Origin of the sequence: Actinomycetospora cinnamomea (assembly GCF_003096675.1) — a bacterium.
Lineage (GTDB): Bacteria > Actinomycetota > Actinomycetes > Mycobacteriales > Pseudonocardiaceae > Actinomycetospora > Actinomycetospora cinnamomea.
The window spans coordinates 189,097-208,260 of record NZ_QEKW01000002.1 but is presented as its reverse complement, the minus strand read 5'-3'; the positions used below and the strand labels follow the sequence as shown (position 1 = coordinate 208,260).

Sequence of the window (19,164 nt, the reverse complement as noted above, 5' to 3'; positions counted from 1 at the left end):
CCCCGATCACCGCCGCGCCCCCACCTGCTCGGCCCCGCGACCGATCAGCACCAGCAGGCAGCCGGCGAGCAGCCCGGCCATCACGGCGCGGGCCCCCGCATCGGGCGCGGCGAGGGCGACCAGCGCCGAGAACACGGTCACCGCCCAGGCGAAGGCGGCCAGCCAGCTCGAGATCGGGCGCAGGCCCGCGACGGTGCTGGTGTCCCGCCGCGCGCGCACCGCCCGCCACGCGGCGAGCAGGAAGGCCAGGACCACCGCGGTGACGACCGCGGCGGTGCGCCCCGGACCGGGCTCGGCGAGGGCGACGACGAGCAGCGTGGCCACGGCGACGGCGCACGCCGCGGCGGTGACGAGCCATCCCGCGCGGCGTGCGCGGCCGTCACGCGCCGTCCCGAGGGGCATGAGCGGCAGCGTAGCGACGCCGCCGGGCACGGCCGTCCACTCAGGGGTCCTCAGCGTGCTCGGTGTCCTGCGTCCACGTCGCTGCGGCCTCGCGCTCCTTCGCGGCGTAGTCGCGCGCCTCCTGCGCCTGGGCGAGCAGGCGGTTGGCGGCGTGCGGGCGCAGGCGGGCGGAGGCCTCGTAGGCGTGCGCGACGCCCTCCTCGGCCGTGGCGACCTGCTCGGCGAGCTCGCCGATGCGCTGCTGCAGGTGCTCGGCGTGCTCCCGGGCGGCGCGCCAGTCCTCGGCCGTCCGGTCCAGCTCCGCCCGACGTTCCGGCTCGTCCATCGGTCCTCCGTCTCCGCCGGGCGCCGGGATTCCGGTCCGCGCCTCGATGCGGTCTACCATGGCCGCCCACCGGTTGACCCGCAGCCGCCGAGCGGCTCCTCCCGAGCCGCGCGCACCGCCGTCCGCCCGGACGCCGTGAGAGGCAGGCACCCCCGATGGACCCGGCTGGACCCCCGTTCCTCATCGGTATCGGCGCTTCGGCCGGCGGGGTGGAGAGCCTCCTCGAGCTGGCGGGCCGGCTCGACCCCGCGCTGCCCGCGACCGTGCTGGTGGTCCTCCACCAGTCGCCCTCGGGCCCGACGGTGTTCCCCGAGCTGATGGCTCGACGATGCCGCCTGCCGGTCCGCCACGCCCGCCATGGCGAGCAGCTCCCGGTCGGCGAGGTGCGTGTCGCCCCGCCGGATCACCACCTGCTCGTCGTCGATGGGCAGCTCGAGGTGGTGCGCGGGCCCCGGGAGAACGGTCACCGGCCCGCGATCGACCCCCTGTTCCGCTCGATCGCCCAGGCGGCGGGGCCGGCCGGCGTCGGGTGCGTGCTCACCGGGCTGCTCGACGACGGCGCCGCGGGCCTCCTCGACGTCGTGCGTCACGGCGGCACCGCGGTCGTGCAGGACCCGGCCGAGGCCACGTTCGACTCGATGCCACGCGCCGCGCTGGAGCAGGTGCCGGGCGCCGTCGTCCGCCCGCTGTCCGAGATCGGCGCCGTGTTCTCCCAGCTCACCTCCCGACCGACCCTCGGCGGCCACCGGCCGAGCAGCCGTCTCGCCCGGGAGATCGACGCGGTGCGCCGCGCGCCGGGCACCTTCGGCGCCGGGCCGCCCGGACCGGCCGCGGGCTTGGCCTGCCCGGACTGCTCGGGACCGCTCTACGACCTGTCCGAGGACCGGATGCTGCGCTACCGCTGCCGGATCGGCCACGCGTGGTCCGAGCGCAGCCTGAGCCACGAGCAGGACACCGGGATCGAGCGCGTGCTGGCCACCGCGCTGCAGGCGCTCGAGGACAAGGCGGACCTGCAGCACCGGATCGCGACGACCGCCGCGGAACGTGGCTCGGACCTCGTGGCCGCCCGGGCACGGGAGGCTGCCCACGCCGCCGTGGTCTCGGCCAAGATGGTGCGTGAGCTCCTGACCAGCGAGGAGGACGAGGGCACGGCATGAACGAGGACGAGGCGGCGGTCGACGACGCCACGCCGGCGGACGAGCCCCGCGGTGACGAGCAGGAGGCCGCGTTCGAGGGCCTGCTGGAGTTCCTCAAGGAGAGCCGGGGCTTCGACTTCACGGGCTACAAGCGTTCGAGCATCCGCCGACGGGTGACGCGGCGGATGCAGCAGGTGGGGACGAGCTCGTTCGCCGACTACCTCGACCTCCTGCAGGTCGACCAGGACGAGTTCACCCACCTGTTCAACACGGTGCTGATCAACGTCACGGGTTTCCTCCGCGACCCCGAGGCCTGGCAGGAGCTGCAGGACGAGATCGTCCCCCAGCTGCTCGCGCCGAAGGGGCGGGGCGAGGCCGTCCGCGTGTGGTCCGCCGGCTGCGCGAGCGGCGAGGAGGCCTACGGCCTGGCCATGGTGTTCGCCGAGGCGCTCGGCGTGGAGGAGTTCCGCCGGCGGGTGAAGGTCTACGCCACCGACGTCGACGACGACGCGCTGGTGACGGCGCGCCAGGCCACCTACTCCGACAAGGATCTGCAGACGCTGCCCCCGGAGTGGCGCGACCGCTACTTCGAGCGCAGCGCGGCGCGGTACACGTTCCGCAGCGATCTGCGGCGCAGCGTCATCTTCGGGCGCAACGACCTCGTGCAGGACGCACCGATCGGCCGGCTCGACCTGCTCGTGTGCCGCAACACGCTGATGTACCTCAACGCCGAGACGCAGGCGCAGGTCCTGCGCCGGTTCCACTTCGCCCTCAACCCGATGGGCGTGCTGTTCCTCGGCAAGGCCGAGATGCTGCTGAGCCACGCCGAGCTGTTCCTCCCCATCGACCCCAAGCGCCGCTTCTTCCGCAAGTCGGACCACGTGGACGCCGGGGGGCGTTTCTCCGGCGCCGCCGACCGGTCGTCCGCCGCCCGTGCCCGGACCGACGCCCAGCTCGAGGACGAGGCGCTCCTGCTCAGCCCCCTGGCCGCGATCGTCGTGACCCCCGACGAGATCGTGGCGAAGGTCAACCAGCGCGCGGAGGCGCAGCTGGGAGTGTCGAGTCGCGAGATCGGGCGGCGGTTCACCGAGCTCGAGCTGGCCCACCGGATCACGGGCCTGCGCTCGTCCTACGAGGACGTCCGCCGGCACCGGACGCCGATGTGGCAGCACGAGGCCGAGTTCGCGCGCTCGGCGTCGGAGACGCTGGTCTTCGACATCCAGATCGTGCCGCTCGACAACGGTGGTGAGGACGGCATCTCGGTCGCCCTGTTCTTCACCGACGTCACCCGGTACCGGCGCATGACGGCCGAGCTGCAGTCGGCGCACCGTCAGGTGGAGACCGCCTACGAGGAGCTGCAGAGCACCGTCGAGGAGCTCGAGACCACCAACGAGGAACTCCAGAGCACCGTCGAGGAGCTCGAGACCACCAACGAGGAACTCCAGAGCACCGTCGAGGAGCTCGAGACCACCAACGAGGAGCTCCAGAGCACCAACGACGAGCTCCAGTCGATGAACGACGAGCTGCGCGACCGCAGCTCCCAGCTCGACCGGGCCAAACGACTTCCTCGAGTCGGTGCTGGGGGGCCTGCGCACCGCCGTGGTGGTCGTCGACGCCGACCTCATCGTGCAGGCGTGGAACGGACGCGCGGACGATCTGTGGGGCCTGCGCTCCGACGAGGCGGTGGGCCAGCACCTGCTGAACCTGGACATCGGGCTGGCGACCGACCAGGTGCGGCCGCTGGTACGCGACGTGCTCCACGGGGCACCCCCGGGGGAGGACCCGCTCCGCATCGACGCCATCAACCGACGGGGGCGCACCGTGCAGCTCGCCATCACCGTCACGCCGCTGGCCGGACGGGACAACCGTCCCGACGGGGCGGTCATCCTCATGGACCGGGTGGAGCAGCCAGGCGCCGGGACGGTGCCGTCGTGACCCCCGACGAGCGCGCGACGGCCGCGCCGGCGCCGAGCGAGGTCGACGAGCTGGCCGACCTGCTCGAGGGCCTCTCCCGGCGGCTCGCGGCGATCGACCGGCAGCCGGTGTCCGCGGCGCTGGCGGGTGACTCGCCCGACGCGGCGGAGAACCGGTCGATCCGCGGCGCGCAGGCGCAACTCGTCCGCACCGACACGCGGGTGCTGCGCGCGGAGGTCGCGGAGGTCCGTCGCCGGGCCCAGGAGATGACCGGGAGCGCCCATCGAGCGCACGTGCAGGCCCAGCGGTTCACCACGCCCCTGCTCGAGCCGGCCGAGGCCCCGGTCGAGGAGCTGGACGGGCTGTGCCGCCACGCGCTGCGCGTCGCGGGGACGGTGTACTGGACCCAGGTCGCCGTGCCCGTGCGCGGCGGTACGACGCTCGTCCGGTCGGCCGGCGACGCCGCCGCGTCGACCGTCGAGGCCGTGGCGCGCGGCCCGCGGGCGTCCGCGACGCGCTCGGGCATGTCCGTCGCGGTCGAGGACGTCGCCGTCGATCCCCGGTGGCCCGCGCTGCGCGAGGGCGGTGGGAGCACCGCGGAGGGCATCGCACCGGCCTCGCTGCTCGTGCTCCCGGTGGGGGCCGCCACCGGCGGGACGCTGACGCTGGCCGCGCGGGTCCCCCGGGCCTTCGATCCGGCGGTTCGCGCCGTGGCGGCCGAGCTCGCCCACCACGCGGGCCGGCTCGTGGCCGCGGCCGCGGGTCGCGGCGGCGAGGGGCAGGACCCCGCCGTCCGGGCGCACGACACCCTCGCCGCCGCGCGCGTCCTGCTCGCCCGCCGCGACCAGGTCACCCCGGACGCGGCCTTCGATGCGCTGCTCGAGCGTGCGGACCGCACGCGGATCACGCTGCTCGCCTGCGCCGAGGAGGTCGTCGACGAGCTGGGCCCCTCGAGCGCGAACGGGTCGCCGCCCGAGCCCGCGACCCTGCGCCGGGCCCTGACCTACCTCGAGGAGCACGCGGGCGAGGACGTCGAGGTCGCCGACGTCGCGGCCGCGGCCGGGGTCGGTGTGCGCGGCCTGCAGATGGTCTTCCGCCGCTGGCGTGACACCACGCCGCTGGGGCAGCTGCGCGAGATCCGCCTCGCTCGCGCGCACGAGGACCTCCGTGCCGCGGACGCCCACGGCGGGCGGACCGTCGCCGACATCATCGCCCGCTGGCGCTTCACCCACCCGGGGCGCTTCTCGGTGACCTACCGCCGCCGGTACGGCTGCTCGCCCAGCGAGACCCTGCGGTCCTGACCCTCGCCGGCCGACGGAGCGGACGCGGGCGCCTCTCCTCGGCGGCCGGGGGCCTGTCCCCGCTCCCCGGGCCCGTCTACCGTCGACCTCGTGGCCCACACGCGGGAGCTCGAGGCCGCGCGGCGCCGGTTCCTGCGCCACGGGCGCGACGCCGTCGCCCCGGGCCTCGTGCGTCGCGACGTGCTCGCCTCGTGGGAGCGGGCGCGGGCCGCGGGTGTCGACACCGGGCGGCTCGCCGTGCCCGCGGTGGGGCTGGACCGCGGCCCCCGGGTCGTCGCCGCCGAGCGGGTCGTCGACGCCGTCCACGCCCGGCACCCCGAGCTCGACGCCGCCGTGCTCGTCGTCGACCGCGCCGGCGTGGTGCAGGTGCGCCGCGACGGGGACGCGGCGCTGGCCGAGCTGCTGGACGCGGTCCACCTCGTCCCCGGCCACCGCCACGCCGAGGACGCCGTCGGCACCACCGCCGCGGGCCTGGCCCTCCACGAGGGGTGCGCGGTCGCGGTGGAGGGGCCCGAGCACCTGCACCCCGCGCTGGGGCACCTGGCCGCCGCCGCGGCGCCCGTGGACCCGGCGGACGGGGGCGAGGACCTCGCCGTCGTCGTGGTCCGCCACGCGAGCGACGGCGCCGCCCGCGACCTCCCGTTCGTCCGGGAGCTCGCCCGCGAGGTCGCCGAGCAGGACCGCCGGCACCGCCGCGCCCGGGTCCTCGCCGTGCACGACGCCCTCGCGGGGGCAGCCGCGGACGGGGCGGTGTGGACCGTCGCCACCGACGGCGAGGAGGTCCTGCTCGGCGCCGGGGTGCGCCGCCTCCCGGCCGGTGACCAGCAGGCCCTCGCCGACCTCGCCGTCGCTGGCCTGGCCCTCGGGCGCGCCGCCGACCCGACGCACGTCGACCTTTCGTCCGGCGGGTGCGCCGAGGTGGCCCTGCGTGACGTCCGCTGTGACGGGGCGCTCGTCGGGTGCATCCTCGGCGCCGGGCCGGCGGTGGACGAGCGCGCGTGGCGCGAGGCCGAGGCACGGCGCCGGCAGGGCTCCCACGTCGCGCCCACGGCCCGGCGCGACTTCGCCGCCGACCTGCGCGACGAGCACGGCGCCGCCGAGCGCAGCCAGGCCGAGGCGCGGGTGCGCGCCAACCGCGACCTGCTCACGCCGTCGTTGCGCGCCCGGCAGGAGCTGGTGGCCAACCTCGCGCAGCGCCGCCACCAGGTGCTCGTCGGGGAGGCCGGCGTCGGCAAGCGCACGCTGGCCGTCGAGCACTTCACGCGGCTGCAGCGCGACGGCACCGTCACGGTGCTCGACGGCGACCCCTCCGAGGACGGCGCCCGCACCACCGAGCCGCTGGCCCGCCTCGCCGACCGGCCCCCGGCGCACCCCCACCTCGTCGTGCTGCGCGGGCTGCAGCACCTCACGCCGCTGTCGGCCCGGCGCCTCGACGAGTCACTGCGCCTGCTGCTCGCCCGGTCCGACACGGTCGTCGTGGTCGCCTGCCTCGACACGACCTCGGTGGACGCGAGCCGGCCCTACGGTCTGCTGCTGCGCCACTTCCACGAGACCGTGCGCGTCCCGGCGCTGCGCCACCGGGCCGACGAGCTCGGCGACCTCGCCCGGGCCAGGTCGTGCGGGTGCTCGAGGGCTACGCGTGGCCGGGCAACATCAACGAGCTCGAGGACGTGCTGCGCTACGTCGTGGCCCGCAAGCCCGTCGGCGTCGTGCAGCCGCCCGACCTGCCCGCGCTGTGCTTCACCCGCCGTGCCCCGCGGTTGTCGATGCTCGAGACCGCCCAGGCCGACGCGATCATCCAGGCGCTCTACGAGGCGCGCGGCAACCGCTACCGGGCCGCGGCCCTGCTCGGCATCGCCCGCTCGTCGCTCTACCGCAAGATCGACGCCTTCGGGATCAGCTACATCGCCTGACGGGCCTGCGGCCTCGTGAGTGATCCGGGTCGTCGTGGCGTCCCGCATCCGGGACGGTGCCCGGTCCGCGGCGGGGCTCGGCGGTGCCCGGTCGTCCCAGGATGGGACAGACCGGTGTGGCCCGCGCCACTAGCGTCGAGCGGCGTCGGACGGCGCGGCGAGCCCACGGAGGCGACGATGAAGGCACTGGTGTACCACGGTCCCGGCAACAAGGCCTGGGAGGACGTCCCGGATGCGCACGTGGAGGAACCCACGGACGTTGTGGTGAAGGTCGACACGACGACGATCTGCGGCACCGACCTGCACATCCTGCAGGGCGACGTAGCCGCGGTGACCGACGGGCGCATCCTCGGTCACGAGGCGGTCGGCACCGTCACCGAGGTCGGCGACGCGGTACGCGGCTTCTCGGTGGGCGACCGCGTCCTCGTCCCCGCGATCACCAAGTGCGGCCGCTGCGAGTACTGCCAGCGCGGCATGCCGTCGCACTGCCAGACCGTCGGCGGCATCGGCTGGATCTTCGGGCACCTCATCGACGGCACCCAGGCCGAGTACGTGCGCGTGCCCTACGCGGACACCTCGCTCTACGCGGTGCCGGGCGGGGTCAGCGACGAGCGGGCGATCTTCCTGGCCGACTCGCTGCCCACCGGCTACGAGGTCGGCGTGCTCGCCGGCAACGTGCGGCCCGGGCACACGGTGGCCGTGGTCGGCGCCGGCGCGGTCGGCCTGTCGGCGGTGCTCACCACGGGGCTGTGGGGCGCCTCGAAGGTGATCGCGATCGACTCGAACAAGTTCCGCCTGGAGAAGGCACTCGAGTTCGGCGCCACCGACGCCGTCGAGGTCGGCCCGGGGACCGTCGGCGACGTCGTCGCGCTCACCGACGGGCTCGGCGTCGACGTCGCCATCGAGGCCGTCGGGTATCCGGAGACCCTGTTGACCGCCGCGTCGCTCGTGCGCCCCGGCGGGACGATCGCCAACGTCGGCGTGCACGGCACGCCGGTCGAGCTGCCCATGCAGGACATGTGGATCAGCAACGTCACGCTGACCATGGGCCTGGTCGACACCGTGTCGATCCCGACCCTGCTCAAGATGGTGGCGTCCGGCCGCATCCCGGCCGAGAAGATGGGCACGCACTCGTTCACGTTCGACCAGATGGACGAGGCCTACGACGTGTTCGCCAACGCGGCGGCCAACCTCGCCCTCAAGGTCGTCATCACGCCCTGATCAGGGCACCAGCACGAACGCGATCACCAGCCCGACGACGACGAGCAGCGCCAGGAGCGCGCCCCACCGGACCGCGGCGGCGGACTCCGCGCGGCGACGAGGAGCGGGTCCTGCGCGCTGCTCGTCGTGGCGTCGTGCCGCGGCGCGGCCTGCGGGGGCACGACCGGCGGGGCGAACGGTCAGTGCTGGGACGCCCGGCGCTCGGCCTCGCCGACGAGCCACCGGGCGACGTCGGCGAGCTTCATGTTCGTGTCCTGCGAGGACTTGACCATCATCGCGAACGCCTCGTCGCCGTCGAGGCAGAACCGCTCCATGAGGATGCCCTTGGCCTGCCCGATCACGTCGCGGCTGGCGAGCGCGATCCCCAGGTCGTGGGCATGGTCGGCGCCGTGGAGCAGGGCGCCCGCGTGGCCGGCGAACAGGCCGGCGGTGAGCCGGGCGTGGGCGTCGAACGCGTCGGGCCGGCCGGAGTAGAGGTTGAGCGCGGAGCGGCGTCCCCCGACGTTCCCGATGAGCGCCACCGACAGCATCGACCGGAACCCGGCCGCGACCGCCCGCGGCGCGAACCGCGGCCAGCGCGATGCGTCGTCGCCGCCGAGATCCCGGACGAGCAGCATCCCGTCGTCCGGGGGCTGCTCGGCGGCATCGAGGCACGGCCCCTCGCCGAGACGCCCCTGGAGCTGGTCGAGCTCCTGCACGGCCTCCGTGGTGGCGTGGCTGGACTGCACCTCGCGGCCCTCGGTGCGCGAGATGCCGCCCCCGACCGCGGCGGGGACCATGCTGACCGCCGACACCACGAGACGCGAGAGCAGCGCGTCCCGGTCGCGCATGACCCGCTGGTCGATGAGGTCCTGCGACGCCGCGCGCAGGGCGACGACGAGCTCCTGGTCCGTGGAGTGAAGACCGCTGCGAGCCATGTGACGCGCCCTCCGGGTCGCACGCGTCCGCGAGCCACCGGCGGGCCCCCGGACGCAGGTCAGTCCCGGGCGACTGGTTCACCCTCGGCGGATCGTACAAACGATTCGTTCGGCGTCCAGCCCCCGAACGGGCCCACGCACGAGGCCCGCTCCCGGTCCACGATCCCGGGTCGGGCGCCGCGGCGTGCTCGGCGGACCTCGGGACCTGTGGCGCAGGACACGGGACCTTCGACCGCGCCGTCCCCCGACGCACGACCGCAAGGCTCGACACCCATGACCGGCGCCCCCGTCCCGACCACCGCCGACGACCCCGGGGTGCGCCCCGGCCTCGGGGTGCTCCTCGCGGCCTGCATCTCCACCCTGGTGGTCAACGCGAACACCTCGGCGGTCAGCATCCTCATCCCGTCGATCAGCACCGACCTCGGCGCGCCGATCGATCTCCTGCAGTGGGCGGTGACGGGCTACCTCCTGGTCGGCGCGGCCACGATCGTCACGACGGGCGCCCTCGGCGACGTCTTCGGGCGACGCCGGATCTTCGTCGCCGGCCTGCTGCTGTTCGTCGCCACCTCCGTGCTCATCGCCCTCGCCCCGAGCGGCGCCGTCGTCGTGGTCGGACGGGTGATCGCGGGCGCCGCCGGCGCGACGATCCTGGCCTGCGGGCTCGGGCTGCTCTCGGTGGCGTCCTCGGGTCAGGGCCAGATGTGGGGCGTGTCGCTGTGGGGCGGCGCGTCCGCGGTCGGGGCGGCGGCCGGCCCGGTGATCGGGGGTGTGCTCAACGAGCTCTCGGGCTGGCAGGGCCTGTTCTGGCTCAACGCCGTGGTGGCGGCCGCCTGCGTCCCGCTGACCTGGGCCACCGTCGCCGAGTCGTCGGACCCGGGACGATCGCGGCGCATCGACTGGGCCGGCACCGCCCTCGTCGCCGCCATCCTCGTGCCGTTCGTGTTCGCGATGACCGAGGGTTCGTCGTGGGGCTGGCTGTCGCTCCCGACGCTGACCTGTCTCGTGATCAGCGTGCTGGCGGCGGTGGGGTTCGTCGCCGTCGAGCGGCGGGTGAGCGCCCCGCTGATCGATCTGTCGCTGCTGCGCAACGTCCTGCTCGTCGGGTCGACCCTGGCGATCCTCATCGGGGCCGGGGCGATCGCCGCGATCAGCTTCCTGATCAGCCTGTACTTCCAGAACCCGCTGGCCTTCGGCATGACCAGCCTCGAGGCCGGCCTCGCGACGCTGCCGGTGGCCGCCGCGGTGGTGGTCGTCGCCCCGCTCGTGAGTCCCCTGGCCCACAAGTTCACGGCCCGGGTGGTCGTGATGACCGGGTTCGTGCTGCTCACCGCGTCGTTCGCGGTACTGGCCGCCGTGCGGCCCGGGTGGGGCTATGTCGCCTTCCTGGTCCCGCTGCTGGGCGTCGCCGCCGGGCTCGCGCTCTCCAACGGCCCGGCCTCCTCGGTCTCCACCGCGTGCGTGCCCGCCAACCAGGTCGGCTCCGCGTCCGGGATCTCGAACATGGCCCGCTACGTCGGTGGCGCGGTGATGACCGCGGTCGTCGCCGGCATCGTGGCCCGGGTGGCCATGACGAAGGTCGACGCGGGCCAGGCCGGCGCCGAGGCCCTGGCCGCGGGGTTCGGTCGTGCGTGTCTGGTGCTCGCCGTCTTCTCCGCGTGCGGCATCCTGCTGGGCTGGCTCGTCGCCCGCCGCACCCGGCGTCCCGGCGTGGCCGACCTCGCCGCCGCGGCCGCGTCCACGATCCACACCCTCCCGCCCGGACCTCACCGCCCGGCCGAGGTCGCGGCCGGCGGAGGCACCGACGGAGCATCGACCCCGCGCCCCGGCGCGGGCGGCCGCTCCCCGGACCATGGGGGTGCGACCATTTCCGGCCGTCACCGTCGCCACCGCGGCGACGTCTGAGCGCGCGAGAGGAACGACCCGCTCGAGCCTTCACCTGTTCGGCCCTTGTGATGGGGCGGTCAGGGTCTACCTTCTGTGCCACAGGCGATGGGACTCGCCTTCAACCGCAGGTCCTCCTGCTGACGGTCCCTGTTTCGGTTCCGACCGGGCAGGAGGCCGCATGCGCACATCTCCCCTTCCGCGTCGGTCGGCTCGTGTCGTGGCCACCGGCGTGGCCCGCTCGCGCCGGCTTCTCGGTCTGGACGACCGCGCCGCCGCCCACGAGGTGTCGGGCGTGTGCGACCAGCAGATTCCCGTCCCCGCCCGAGCCGCCCACGGCCGACCACGGGCCCTCCGTCCGTGGTCGGGCCCGCGGTGGTCCGACATCTGCAGGAAGGAGCGACGAATGACCCGTGCGGAGCCTCCCGAGGAGGGGCACGACGCCCAGGTGCCCGGCCCCGAGTTGCGGACCGAGGGGCCTCGTTCGAGGGCGGAGCCGACCACCCACGTGGTGCTGGGCTACCGGGCCGACCCCCACGGCCAGGCGGTGCTGCGCCACGGGGCCGACCTCGCCATGCGGCTCGGGGCGGCACTTCACGTGGTGCACGTGGTCGACCTGTCCGACTACCCGATCGACCCCGACTCCCCGGACTGGGAACAGCAGGCACAGAAGACCCTCGCCGCCGAGCACCACGACGTGGAGTCCGCGCTGGCCGATCTGTCGGGTTCGTGGACCTACCACGCCGCCCACGGTGACCCGGTCGCCCTGCTGCGCCAGGTCGCCGACAGCTACGACGCCCTGATGTTCGTCGTCGGCAGCCGCGGGGAGAGCGCCGGCGGCGTGATCAGCCGCCTGCTCGGCACGCGGCCGTCGGTGTCCCACGGACTGATCGCGCGCAGCCACCGGCCGGTGCTGGTGATCCCGCCGCACGCGGCCGACGAGTCCTGACCGGGTCGCACCGACCGCCCACGGAGGTCCCTTGCCCGAGAACCACGACCTCACCCCGGCGACGACCGGCCGACAAGGCGAGCACCAGCCCGATCCCGCGGCCAGGGGTCGGCTCGACGAGGACGGCGCACTCACTCACGACCCGGCCGCGGGCCGGCGCCGGAGGGTGCCGCTCGCGCGCCGTCAGGGGGCGCTCACGGCGGCGGTCGCGATCGGTGGAGCGGTCGGGGGACTCGCGCGCTGGGTCGTCCAATCGCTCCTCCCGGCCGCGCCCGGAGGGTTCCCCACCGCCACGTTCGCGATCAACGTCGCCGGTTGCCTCCTGATGGGGGTCCTCGTCGTCCTGGTCACCGAGGCCCGTGAAGCGCACCCGATCCTGCGGCCGTTCCTCGGAGTCGGGGTGCTCGGCGGCTTCACCACCTTCTCCAGCTATGCCGTCGAAGCACACCAGCTGCTCACCGGCCGCCACCTGGGCGTCGCCGCTCTCTACCTCGTCGCCACCGTCCTCGCGGCCCTCCTCGCCGTGCTCCTCGGGCTCGCGACGACCCGCCGACTCGCCGGCCTCACCCGCCCGCGGAGGACTCGACCATGACCACGACCACCGGCCTCCTGGTGATCCTCGGCGCCGCCGTCGGGGCCCCGGCCCGCTACCTGACCGACCGATGGCTCCAGTCCACCCACGGCACCGGTTTCCCCTGGGGCACCTTCACGGTGAACATCGTCGCGTCCTTCGTGCTCGGCGTGATCATCGGCTCAGGCGCCGGGGGCACCGTCCCGCCCGCCGTCGCCGTCCTGGTCGGCACCGGGTTCTGCGGGGCACTCTCCACCTGGTCGACCCTCGGCTACGAGACCGTCCGGCTCGCCGAGAACCGGGCCTGGACCCAGGCGAGCCTCAACGTCGTGGCCTCGGTGCTCGCCGGCCTCGGCTCCGCGGGCCTCGGATTCGCCGTCGCGGGAGGCGCCGGCTGACCTCCCGCGAGGGGCCACTCGGGCCAGAGGTCGACCACAGCTCGACCTCAGCCGCCCCTCGGAGGACCGAGCGTCGAGGTCGACCGCTGCGACACGCGGCAGGAACAGAACCCGTCCCGGGCAGCGTTGTGCCTGGTCGGACGTGGAGCCGGCGCGGGGAATCGAACCCCGAACCTTTCGCTTACAAGGCGAGTGCTCTGCCGATTGAGCTACGCCGGCGTGGGGGCCATCGTACGAGGGTCGCGCGCTGCCGCGGAGCCCGGCGGGGTCGGTCGGCTCAGGGCGGGGCCGACCGCCGCCGGGGTGGGCCACGGCACGACCGCGCCCGGCAACCGTGATCGGCTCCCACACGTCTGGGCAGGTGCTGGATGAAGTTCCGCGGTGTGCCCCGTCCCCGAGACGAGCACGCCGACGCGCAGGGAGAGGAAGAACCGCCCGTGGGGGTGGCCCAGCGAGCACGTGGCTCGCTCCGTCGACAGTTCCCCGTCACACCCGATCTGCGGCGCGCGATCGACGCGCCGACCGTCCGCGACAACCTGCTGCCCGCGGTGCCCGGCCCCCAGGTCGCCGAGGACGCGCTCGTGCTGCGCGTCCTCGACCTCGCGCTGCGCGTCGGCGAGGTCCAGCTCGCCACCGGTGCCGGGGCGGCGGTCGCGCACGACACGATGCTCGCGATCGCGAGCAGTTACGGTCTGCCGACCTGCGACGTCGACATCGCGTTCTCGACGATCACCATGTGCTGCCACCGCGGCAACGAGGCCGGCCCGGTGACGACCATGCGCAACGTCCGCTACCGGACCCAGGACTACACGCGGCTGACCGAGGTCGACGACATCATCACCGCGATCGTCGACCGCGAGGAGCCGATGCCGGTCGAGGAGGCGAGCACGCGCCTCGGCAACGCGGTGCGCGCCCCGCACCCCTACCCGCGGTTCGTGGCCGGGCTCGCCCGCTCGCTGTTCGCGGGCGCCGTCGCGTTTCTCATCGGCGGCGGCCTGCTGGTCGCCGTCCTGGCGACGGCGGCGACCGGCGTCGTGTGGGGCACCGCGCGATGGCTCGGCCGGCGCGGGGTGCCGATGTTCTTCCAGCAGATGGTGGGCGCCGCGGTCGTCACGCTCAGCGCCACCTCGCTGGCCTGGTCCGGGGTGCTCGAGGACTCGCCCGCCTTCGTCATCGCCGCGGGCCTGGTCGTGCTGCTCTCGGGCCTCTCGCTCGTGGGCCTCGTGCAGGACGCGATCTCGGGCTTCCCGCTCACGGCGGCGGGCCGCGCGGTCGAGGTCGTGCTGGCCTCGGTCGGTCTGCTGGTCGGGGTCGTCGTGAGCATCAAGCTCGTCAACGGGGTGCTGGGCACCGACGCGATGGCCTTCGCGGCCGTCGTCCCGCCCAGCCCGACGCCGACGCTGCACCCGCTCTCGCTCGTCGCGGCGGCGGCCGCCGGGCTGCTGTTCGCGCTGTCGGCGTACGCGCCGTGGCGCTCGCTGCCGCTCGCGGCGATCGCCGGGGCCACGGCCTGGGGTACGTACGCGCTGTTCACGGTGCTCGGCGCGGGCGACGTCGTCGCCGCCGCCCTCGCGGCCGGGGCGCTCGGGCTGGTCGCGATGATCCTGCCCCGCTCGCTGGGTACACCCCCGCTGGTGCTGGTGATCGCCGGGATCACGCCGCTGCTCCCCGGCCTGACGATGTACCGCGGGTTCTCCCAGCTCGCGTACAACAGCGTCGGGCAGAGTGCGGTGACGATCCTTCTCGCCCTGGCCTTCGGTCTCGCGCTCGCGGCCGGGGTGTCCTTCGGCGAGCAGATCGGCTGGCCCCTGCAGCGGCTCGCCCGCCGCTGCATCCCCGGACTCAGCGCGGAGGACAGAGCACGTGACGCACGCCGAGGACGCCCGCGGGTCTTCTGAGCTGGTCGTGGTGGCCAACCGGCTGCCCGTCGACCTCGTCCCGTCGGACACGGACGGGGGGCAGCCGGAGTGGCGTCGCAGCCCCGGAGGGCTGGTGACCGCCCTCGAACCGACGCTGCGCGCCCGCGGCGGCACGTGGGTCGGCTGGCCCGGCGTCGCCGACGCGGAGCCCGAGCCGTTCGACGACGAGGGCATGGGCATCCGTCCCGTGCCGATCACCGCCGACGAGCTCGCGGCCTACTACGAGGGCTTCGCCAACGCGACCCTCTGGCCGCTCTACCACGACGTCGTGGCCCGGCCGCACTTCGAGCGCTCGTGGTGGGAGGTCTATCGGCGGGTGAACGAGCGCTTCGCCGACGCCACGGCCGAGGTCGCGGCGCAGGACGCGACGGTGTGGGTGCAGGACTACCAGCTCCAGCTCGTGCCGCAGATGCTGCGCGAGCGGCGCCCGGACCTGCGGATCGGCTTCTTCCTGCACATCCCGTTCCCGCCCGTGGAGCTCTTCGCCCAGCTGCCGTGGCGGCGCCTCGTCGTCGAGGGCCTGCTCGGGGCCGACGTCGTCGGCTTCCAGACGGTCGGCAGCGCCGAGAACTTCCGCAGCGTGGCCGCCCGCCTCACCGACGCGACCGCGGACGACGCCACGATCACCACGAACGGGTCCTCGGGGCACGTCACGGCGCCGGACGGGCGCACGGTCACCGTCGGCGCCCACCCGATCTCGGTGGACTCCGGCGAGCTCGACGCCATGGCCCGCGAGGACGCCACCGCCGAGCGGGCGACCGAGCTGCGCCACCGGCTGGGCGACCCGCGCACGGTGCTGCTGGGGGTCGACCGCCTCGACTACACCAAGGGCATCGACGTGCGCCTGCAGGCGTTCGCGGAGATCCTCGGCGACGGCCGCCTCGACCCCGCGGAGACCGTGCTCATCCAGGTCGCGACACCCAGCCGGGAGCGCGTCGAGCACTACGCGGAGATGCGCGACGAGATCGAGCTGACCGTCGGGCGGGTCAACGGCGAGTACGCGTCGGTCGGCAACCCGGTGATCCACTACGTGCACCAGCCCGTGCCCCGCGACGAGCTGGTCGCCTTCTACCGGGCCGCCGACGTCATGCTCGTCACGCCCTACCGCGACGGCATGAACCTCGTGGCCAAGGAGTACGTGGCCTCCCGGGCCGACGGCGACGGTGCGCTCGTGCTCAGCGAGTTCACCGGCGCCGCCGACGAGCTCGCCGAGGGCGCGTTCCTCGTCAACCCGCACGACCTCGACGCCGTGGAGGACGCCATCGTCGAGGCCGCCGGGCTGGGGACGGAGGAGGCCCGCCGGCGGATGGGCGCGATGCGTGAGCAGGTGCTCCACCGAGACGTCGAGCGCTGGGCCTCCGGGTTCCTGGCGGCGCTGGGTGCGCTGCGCGCACCTGAGTAGTCCGGAGTGCCGGAGCACTCCGAACTGCTCACGTGGCGCGAGCCACCCCCGAGGTGGCGCGGGCGAGGAGCTCGGTGGGCAGCAGCAGCGTGCGGGAGCGCTGGCGGTCGCCCCGGTCGAGCAGCAGCTCGCCCGCCGCGCGGCCCTTGTCCAGGGTCGGCTGGCGGACCGTCGTCAGCTCCGCGCGCTCGGCCGCGGGGACGCCGTCGAACCCGGTGACGGTCAGGTCGTCGGGCACCACCAGCCCGGCCTGCCGGGCGTGACGCAGCGCGCCGAGGGCGAGGATGTCCGAGGTGCACACCAGGGCGGTGACGTCGGGGTGCCGGGCCAGCAGCTGCTCGGCGGCGGACGCACCGGCCGACTCGCTGTGGTCGTAGCGCTCGACCACCGGCACCGCCGACCAGTCCACCCCGGCCTCGGCGAAGCCCTCGCGCAGCCCGGTGAGGCGCCGGCGCTGCACCTCGTAGCGGGCCCGTTCCTGGCGCTCGATGCTCGCGAAACCGTCGTTGCGGTCGGTGGACAGGCGCATGCACAGCACGCCCACGTGGCGGTGGCCGAGCCCGACCAGGTGGCGCGCCATGTCCACCATCGCGGCGTGGTCGTCGATGCCCACACGGTCGACGTCGGGCACCGCCGTCGGCTGGTCGCACACCACGACGGGCACGGGACGCTCGAGCACCGCGTGGAAGTTGTCGTCGTCGTCGGGCATGGAGTAGACGACGAAGCCGTCGACGCCCGCCCGGGCCACGGCCCCCGGGTCGTCGGCCTCCGGGCTCACCGGGACCAGGAGCAGGCCCGAGCCGTTGTCCTCGCACGCCAGCGCTAGCCCCTCGAGGAACTGCACGGCCACGGGGTCGCGGAAGGCGTACGAGAGCGCCTCGGTGAGCAGCAGGCCCACCGCACCCGCCTTGCGCGTGCGCAGCGACCGGGCGACCGGGTCGGGCCCGGGGTAGCCGAGTCGGCGCGCCGTGTCGAGCACGCGGCGGCGCAGCGCCGGCGAGAGCTGGTCAGGGCGGTTGTAGGCGTTGGACACCGTCGTCCGCGACACGCCCAGCTCCGCCGCCAGCGAGGCCAGCGTGGCGGTACGCCGCGCGCGACGACCCTCGAGTGCCTCACCCACTGCCCGAACGTATCGACTGTCTCGATCTAGGGCCACTCCACGCGACCGACGGGGCGCCGTGTGCGCCGTGGTGTGACCTGTTCGGGCGAATATCGACCTCGCCTTGACAGCCATCACGGTTCTCGTCGGCGCAGGCGTCCGCGGCGGACGGCGAGCGCCCCGCTACAGTCCGTGCGTGAACGCTGCGTCCAGAGGTGCGGCGCCCGAGGACCGCGGCCTGCGACTGGTCACGCGGCTCGCGCTCGGCCTGGTCGTCGTGCTGCCCAACATCGTCGGCGCCGGCGTGGTGCTCGTCGTGGCCGCGTGGGTGCTGCCGCTCGGCGAGCTCACCGAGGACGACCCCGGCGCGCTGGTGCGCAACCTGATCGCGTTCGGGGCCTACCTGCTCGGCGCGGTGCTCGTCGGCGTGCTGTGGGGGCACGTCCGGATGCGGGTGCCGCCCGCTCCCGGGCCGGGCGCGGACGCCACGACCGTGCGCCGGCACCGCAAGCGGGTGCGGCGCGTGGTGCTGCGCGGCCCGCTGCGCCTCGCGACCGTGCAGACGGTGCTCTGGCTCGCGGCGCTGGTGCTGTTCGTGCTGCTCAACGTCTTCGCGAGCCCGCGGCTGGGTGCCTCGGTCGGGGTGACGGTGGCGCTCGGCGGGCTGGCGACGGTCGCGGTCACCTACCGGCTCGTGGAGCGGGTGCTGCGCCGCGAGGTCGCGCGGGTGCTGAACGACAGGCCGCCCGAGGACCGCGTCCTGCCCGGCGTCGCGCTGCGCGCCGTCGGGTCGTGGGCGCTGGGTACCGCGGTGCCGCTGGCCGGGGTCGTGCTCGCCGCGGCCGCGGCGATGGTGTTCGGCGGCTACACGACCGAACGGCTCGCGCTCGTGGTGGTCGTGCTCGGCGGCGTCGCGCTCGTCGTCGGGTTCCTCGTCACCGTGCTGACCGCCGCGTCGACCGCGGCGCCCGTGCTCGCGGTGCGCCGCGCGCAGCGGCGGGTCGAGGACGGCGACTACGACGCCGCGGTCCCGGTGTTCGACACCACCGAGCTCGGCCTGCTGCAGGCGGGCTTCAACACGATGGTCGGCGGGCTGCGCGAGCGCGAGCGGGTCCGCGACCTGTTCGGCCGCCACGTCGGCGAGGACGTCGCGCGCACCGCGCTGGAGAACGAGGTCGAGCTCGGTGGCGAGGTCCGCGAGGTGGCGGTGCTGTTCGTCGACCTCGTCGGCTCCACGGAGCTGGCCGCGAGCCGCCCGCCGACCGAGGTCGTCGGGATGCTGAACGCGTTCTTCGCCGTGGTGATCGACGTGGTCGAGCAGCACGACGGGTGGATCAACAAGTTCGAGGGCGACGCCGCGCTCGCGGTGTTCGGGGCGCCGACGGAGCTCGACGACGCCGCCGGCCGCGCCCTGCGCGCCGGCCGCGAGCTCGGCCGGCGGATCGCCGCCGAGCTCGACGGGATCGGCGCGGGCATCGGCGTCTCGGCGGGCGAGGCCGTGGCCGGGAACATCGGCGACACCCGGCGCTACGAGTACACGGTGATCGGCGACCCGGTGAACGAGGCGGCCCGGCTCACCGAGGTGGCCAAGGAGATCGACGGCTGTGTGGTCGCGTCGGGTGCGGCGCTGGAGCGCGCGGGCGACGAGGCGGAGCAGTGGCGCGTCGTCGACGCCCGCACCCTGCGGGGCCGGGACGGCGACACCGAGATCGCCGTGCCGCGCGAGCACGCCCTGTCCGCCGGGCGCGGGGAGCCGGAGGAGACCGCGGACGCCGGACGGCGCGCACCGTCGCTCGGTTAGTCAACCGGGCGCGCC

At 74.8% G+C, this 19,164-nt stretch carries 15 protein-coding genes, 1 tRNA gene and 1 riboswitch; of the genes, 11 read left to right on the top strand and 5 right to left on the bottom strand.

Annotation, left to right across the window (positions count from 1 at the left end; genetic code table 11):
- Window positions 1-6: 6 nt before the first annotated feature.
- The gene (locus C8D89_RS05725; RefSeq protein WP_133251824.1) at window positions 7-402 is read right to left on the bottom strand and encodes a hypothetical protein; all 396 of its coding nucleotides are present in this window, start codon (window positions 400-402) and stop codon (window positions 7-9) included.
- A gap of 40 nt (window positions 403-442) precedes the next feature.
- Window positions 443-727 (bottom strand): hypothetical protein, encoded by a 285-nt coding sequence (locus C8D89_RS05720; RefSeq protein WP_116707124.1) that lies wholly within the window; start codon window positions 725-727, stop codon window positions 443-445.
- A 155-nt stretch (window positions 728-882) separates the two neighbouring features.
- Between C8D89_RS05720 and C8D89_RS05715 the strand changes: the two genes are divergently transcribed.
- The 4 genes from C8D89_RS05715 to C8D89_RS05695 all read left to right on the top strand — a co-directional run bounded on the left by C8D89_RS05715 (window position 883) and on the right by C8D89_RS05695 (window position 8,212).
- Window positions 883-1,884 (top strand): chemotaxis protein CheB, encoded by a 1,002-nt coding sequence (locus C8D89_RS05715; RefSeq protein WP_116707123.1) that lies wholly within the window; start codon window positions 883-885, stop codon window positions 1,882-1,884.
- A complete protein-coding gene (locus C8D89_RS31070; protein ID WP_423716707.1) occupies window positions 1,881-5,078 on the top strand; it encodes a CheR family methyltransferase in 3,198 nt (1,065 codons plus the stop codon). The genes C8D89_RS05715 and C8D89_RS31070 overlap by 4 nt, the downstream gene beginning before the upstream one ends.
- A gap of 959 nt (window positions 5,079-6,037) precedes the next feature.
- The gene (locus tag C8D89_RS31300; RefSeq protein WP_479731919.1) at window positions 6,038-6,991 is read left to right on the top strand and encodes a helix-turn-helix domain-containing protein; all 954 of its coding nucleotides are present in this window, start codon (window positions 6,038-6,040) and stop codon (window positions 6,989-6,991) included.
- Between the two features lie 177 nt (window positions 6,992-7,168).
- On the top strand, window positions 7,169-8,212 hold the full coding sequence (locus C8D89_RS05695; protein WP_116707121.1) for an alcohol dehydrogenase catalytic domain-containing protein: 1,044 nt from the start codon (window positions 7,169-7,171) through the stop codon (window positions 8,210-8,212).
- A gap of 179 nt (window positions 8,213-8,391) precedes the next feature.
- On the opposite strand, the gene C8D89_RS05690 is transcribed toward C8D89_RS05695, so the two are convergent.
- On the bottom strand, window positions 8,392-9,129 hold the full coding sequence (locus C8D89_RS05690; protein ID WP_116707120.1) for a GAF and ANTAR domain-containing protein: 738 nt from the start codon (window positions 9,127-9,129) through the stop codon (window positions 8,392-8,394).
- Between the two features lie 273 nt (window positions 9,130-9,402).
- Here C8D89_RS05690 and C8D89_RS05685 point away from each other — a divergent pair, with 273 nt between their 5' ends.
- From C8D89_RS05685 to crcB (C8D89_RS05670), 4 genes are all read left to right on the top strand, one after another.
- A complete protein-coding gene (locus tag C8D89_RS05685; RefSeq protein ID WP_116707119.1) occupies window positions 9,403-11,031 on the top strand; it encodes an MFS transporter in 1,629 nt (542 codons plus the stop codon).
- 74 nt (window positions 11,032-11,105) lie between these two features.
- Window positions 11,106-11,170, top strand: a riboswitch (Fluoride riboswitch).
- 246 nt (window positions 11,171-11,416) lie between these two features.
- Window positions 11,417-11,959 carry a universal stress protein gene (locus C8D89_RS29060; protein WP_165825568.1) on the top strand — a complete coding sequence of 181 codons (543 nt, stop codon included), beginning with the start codon at window positions 11,417-11,419 and terminating at the stop codon, window positions 11,957-11,959.
- 31 nt (window positions 11,960-11,990) lie between these two features.
- Window positions 11,991-12,551 carry a fluoride efflux transporter CrcB gene (crcB, locus tag C8D89_RS05675; RefSeq protein ID WP_341477304.1) on the top strand — a complete coding sequence of 187 codons (561 nt, stop codon included), beginning with the start codon at window positions 11,991-11,993 and terminating at the stop codon, window positions 12,549-12,551.
- The gene (crcB, locus tag C8D89_RS05670; protein WP_116707117.1) at window positions 12,548-12,928 is read left to right on the top strand and encodes a fluoride efflux transporter CrcB; all 381 of its coding nucleotides are present in this window, start codon (window positions 12,548-12,550) and stop codon (window positions 12,926-12,928) included. The genes crcB (C8D89_RS05675) and crcB (C8D89_RS05670) overlap by 4 nt, the downstream gene beginning before the upstream one ends.
- 143 nt (window positions 12,929-13,071) lie before the next feature.
- Here the strand turns inward: crcB (C8D89_RS05670) and C8D89_RS05665 are convergent.
- A tRNA-Thr gene (locus C8D89_RS05665) sits at window positions 13,072-13,147 on the bottom strand.
- Between the two features lie 149 nt (window positions 13,148-13,296).
- Here C8D89_RS05665 and C8D89_RS05660 point away from each other — a divergent pair.
- Window positions 13,297-14,826 (top strand): threonine/serine exporter family protein, encoded by a 1,530-nt coding sequence (locus C8D89_RS05660; protein WP_116707116.1) that lies wholly within the window; start codon window positions 13,297-13,299, stop codon window positions 14,824-14,826.
- Window positions 14,792-16,249, top strand: a complete 1,458-nt coding sequence (locus C8D89_RS05655) for an alpha,alpha-trehalose-phosphate synthase (UDP-forming) (protein ID WP_116707115.1) — start codon at window positions 14,792-14,794, stop codon at window positions 16,247-16,249. Before C8D89_RS05660 ends, C8D89_RS05655 begins: the two co-directional genes overlap by 35 nt.
- A 28-nt stretch (window positions 16,250-16,277) precedes the next feature.
- Here the strand turns inward: C8D89_RS05655 and C8D89_RS05650 are convergent, their stop codons facing one another.
- Complete coding sequence (locus tag C8D89_RS05650; protein WP_243417878.1) at window positions 16,278-17,369, bottom strand: LacI family DNA-binding transcriptional regulator; 1,092 nt, start codon at window positions 17,367-17,369, stop codon at window positions 16,278-16,280.
- Between the two features lie 175 nt (window positions 17,370-17,544).
- On the opposite strand from C8D89_RS05650, the gene C8D89_RS05645 reads away from it, so the two are divergent.
- Window positions 17,545-19,149: an adenylate/guanylate cyclase domain-containing protein gene (locus C8D89_RS05645; RefSeq protein ID WP_243417877.1), complete on the top strand. Its 1,605-nt coding sequence runs from the start codon at window positions 17,545-17,547 to the stop codon at window positions 19,147-19,149.
- Window positions 19,150-19,164: the final 15 nt, after the last annotated feature.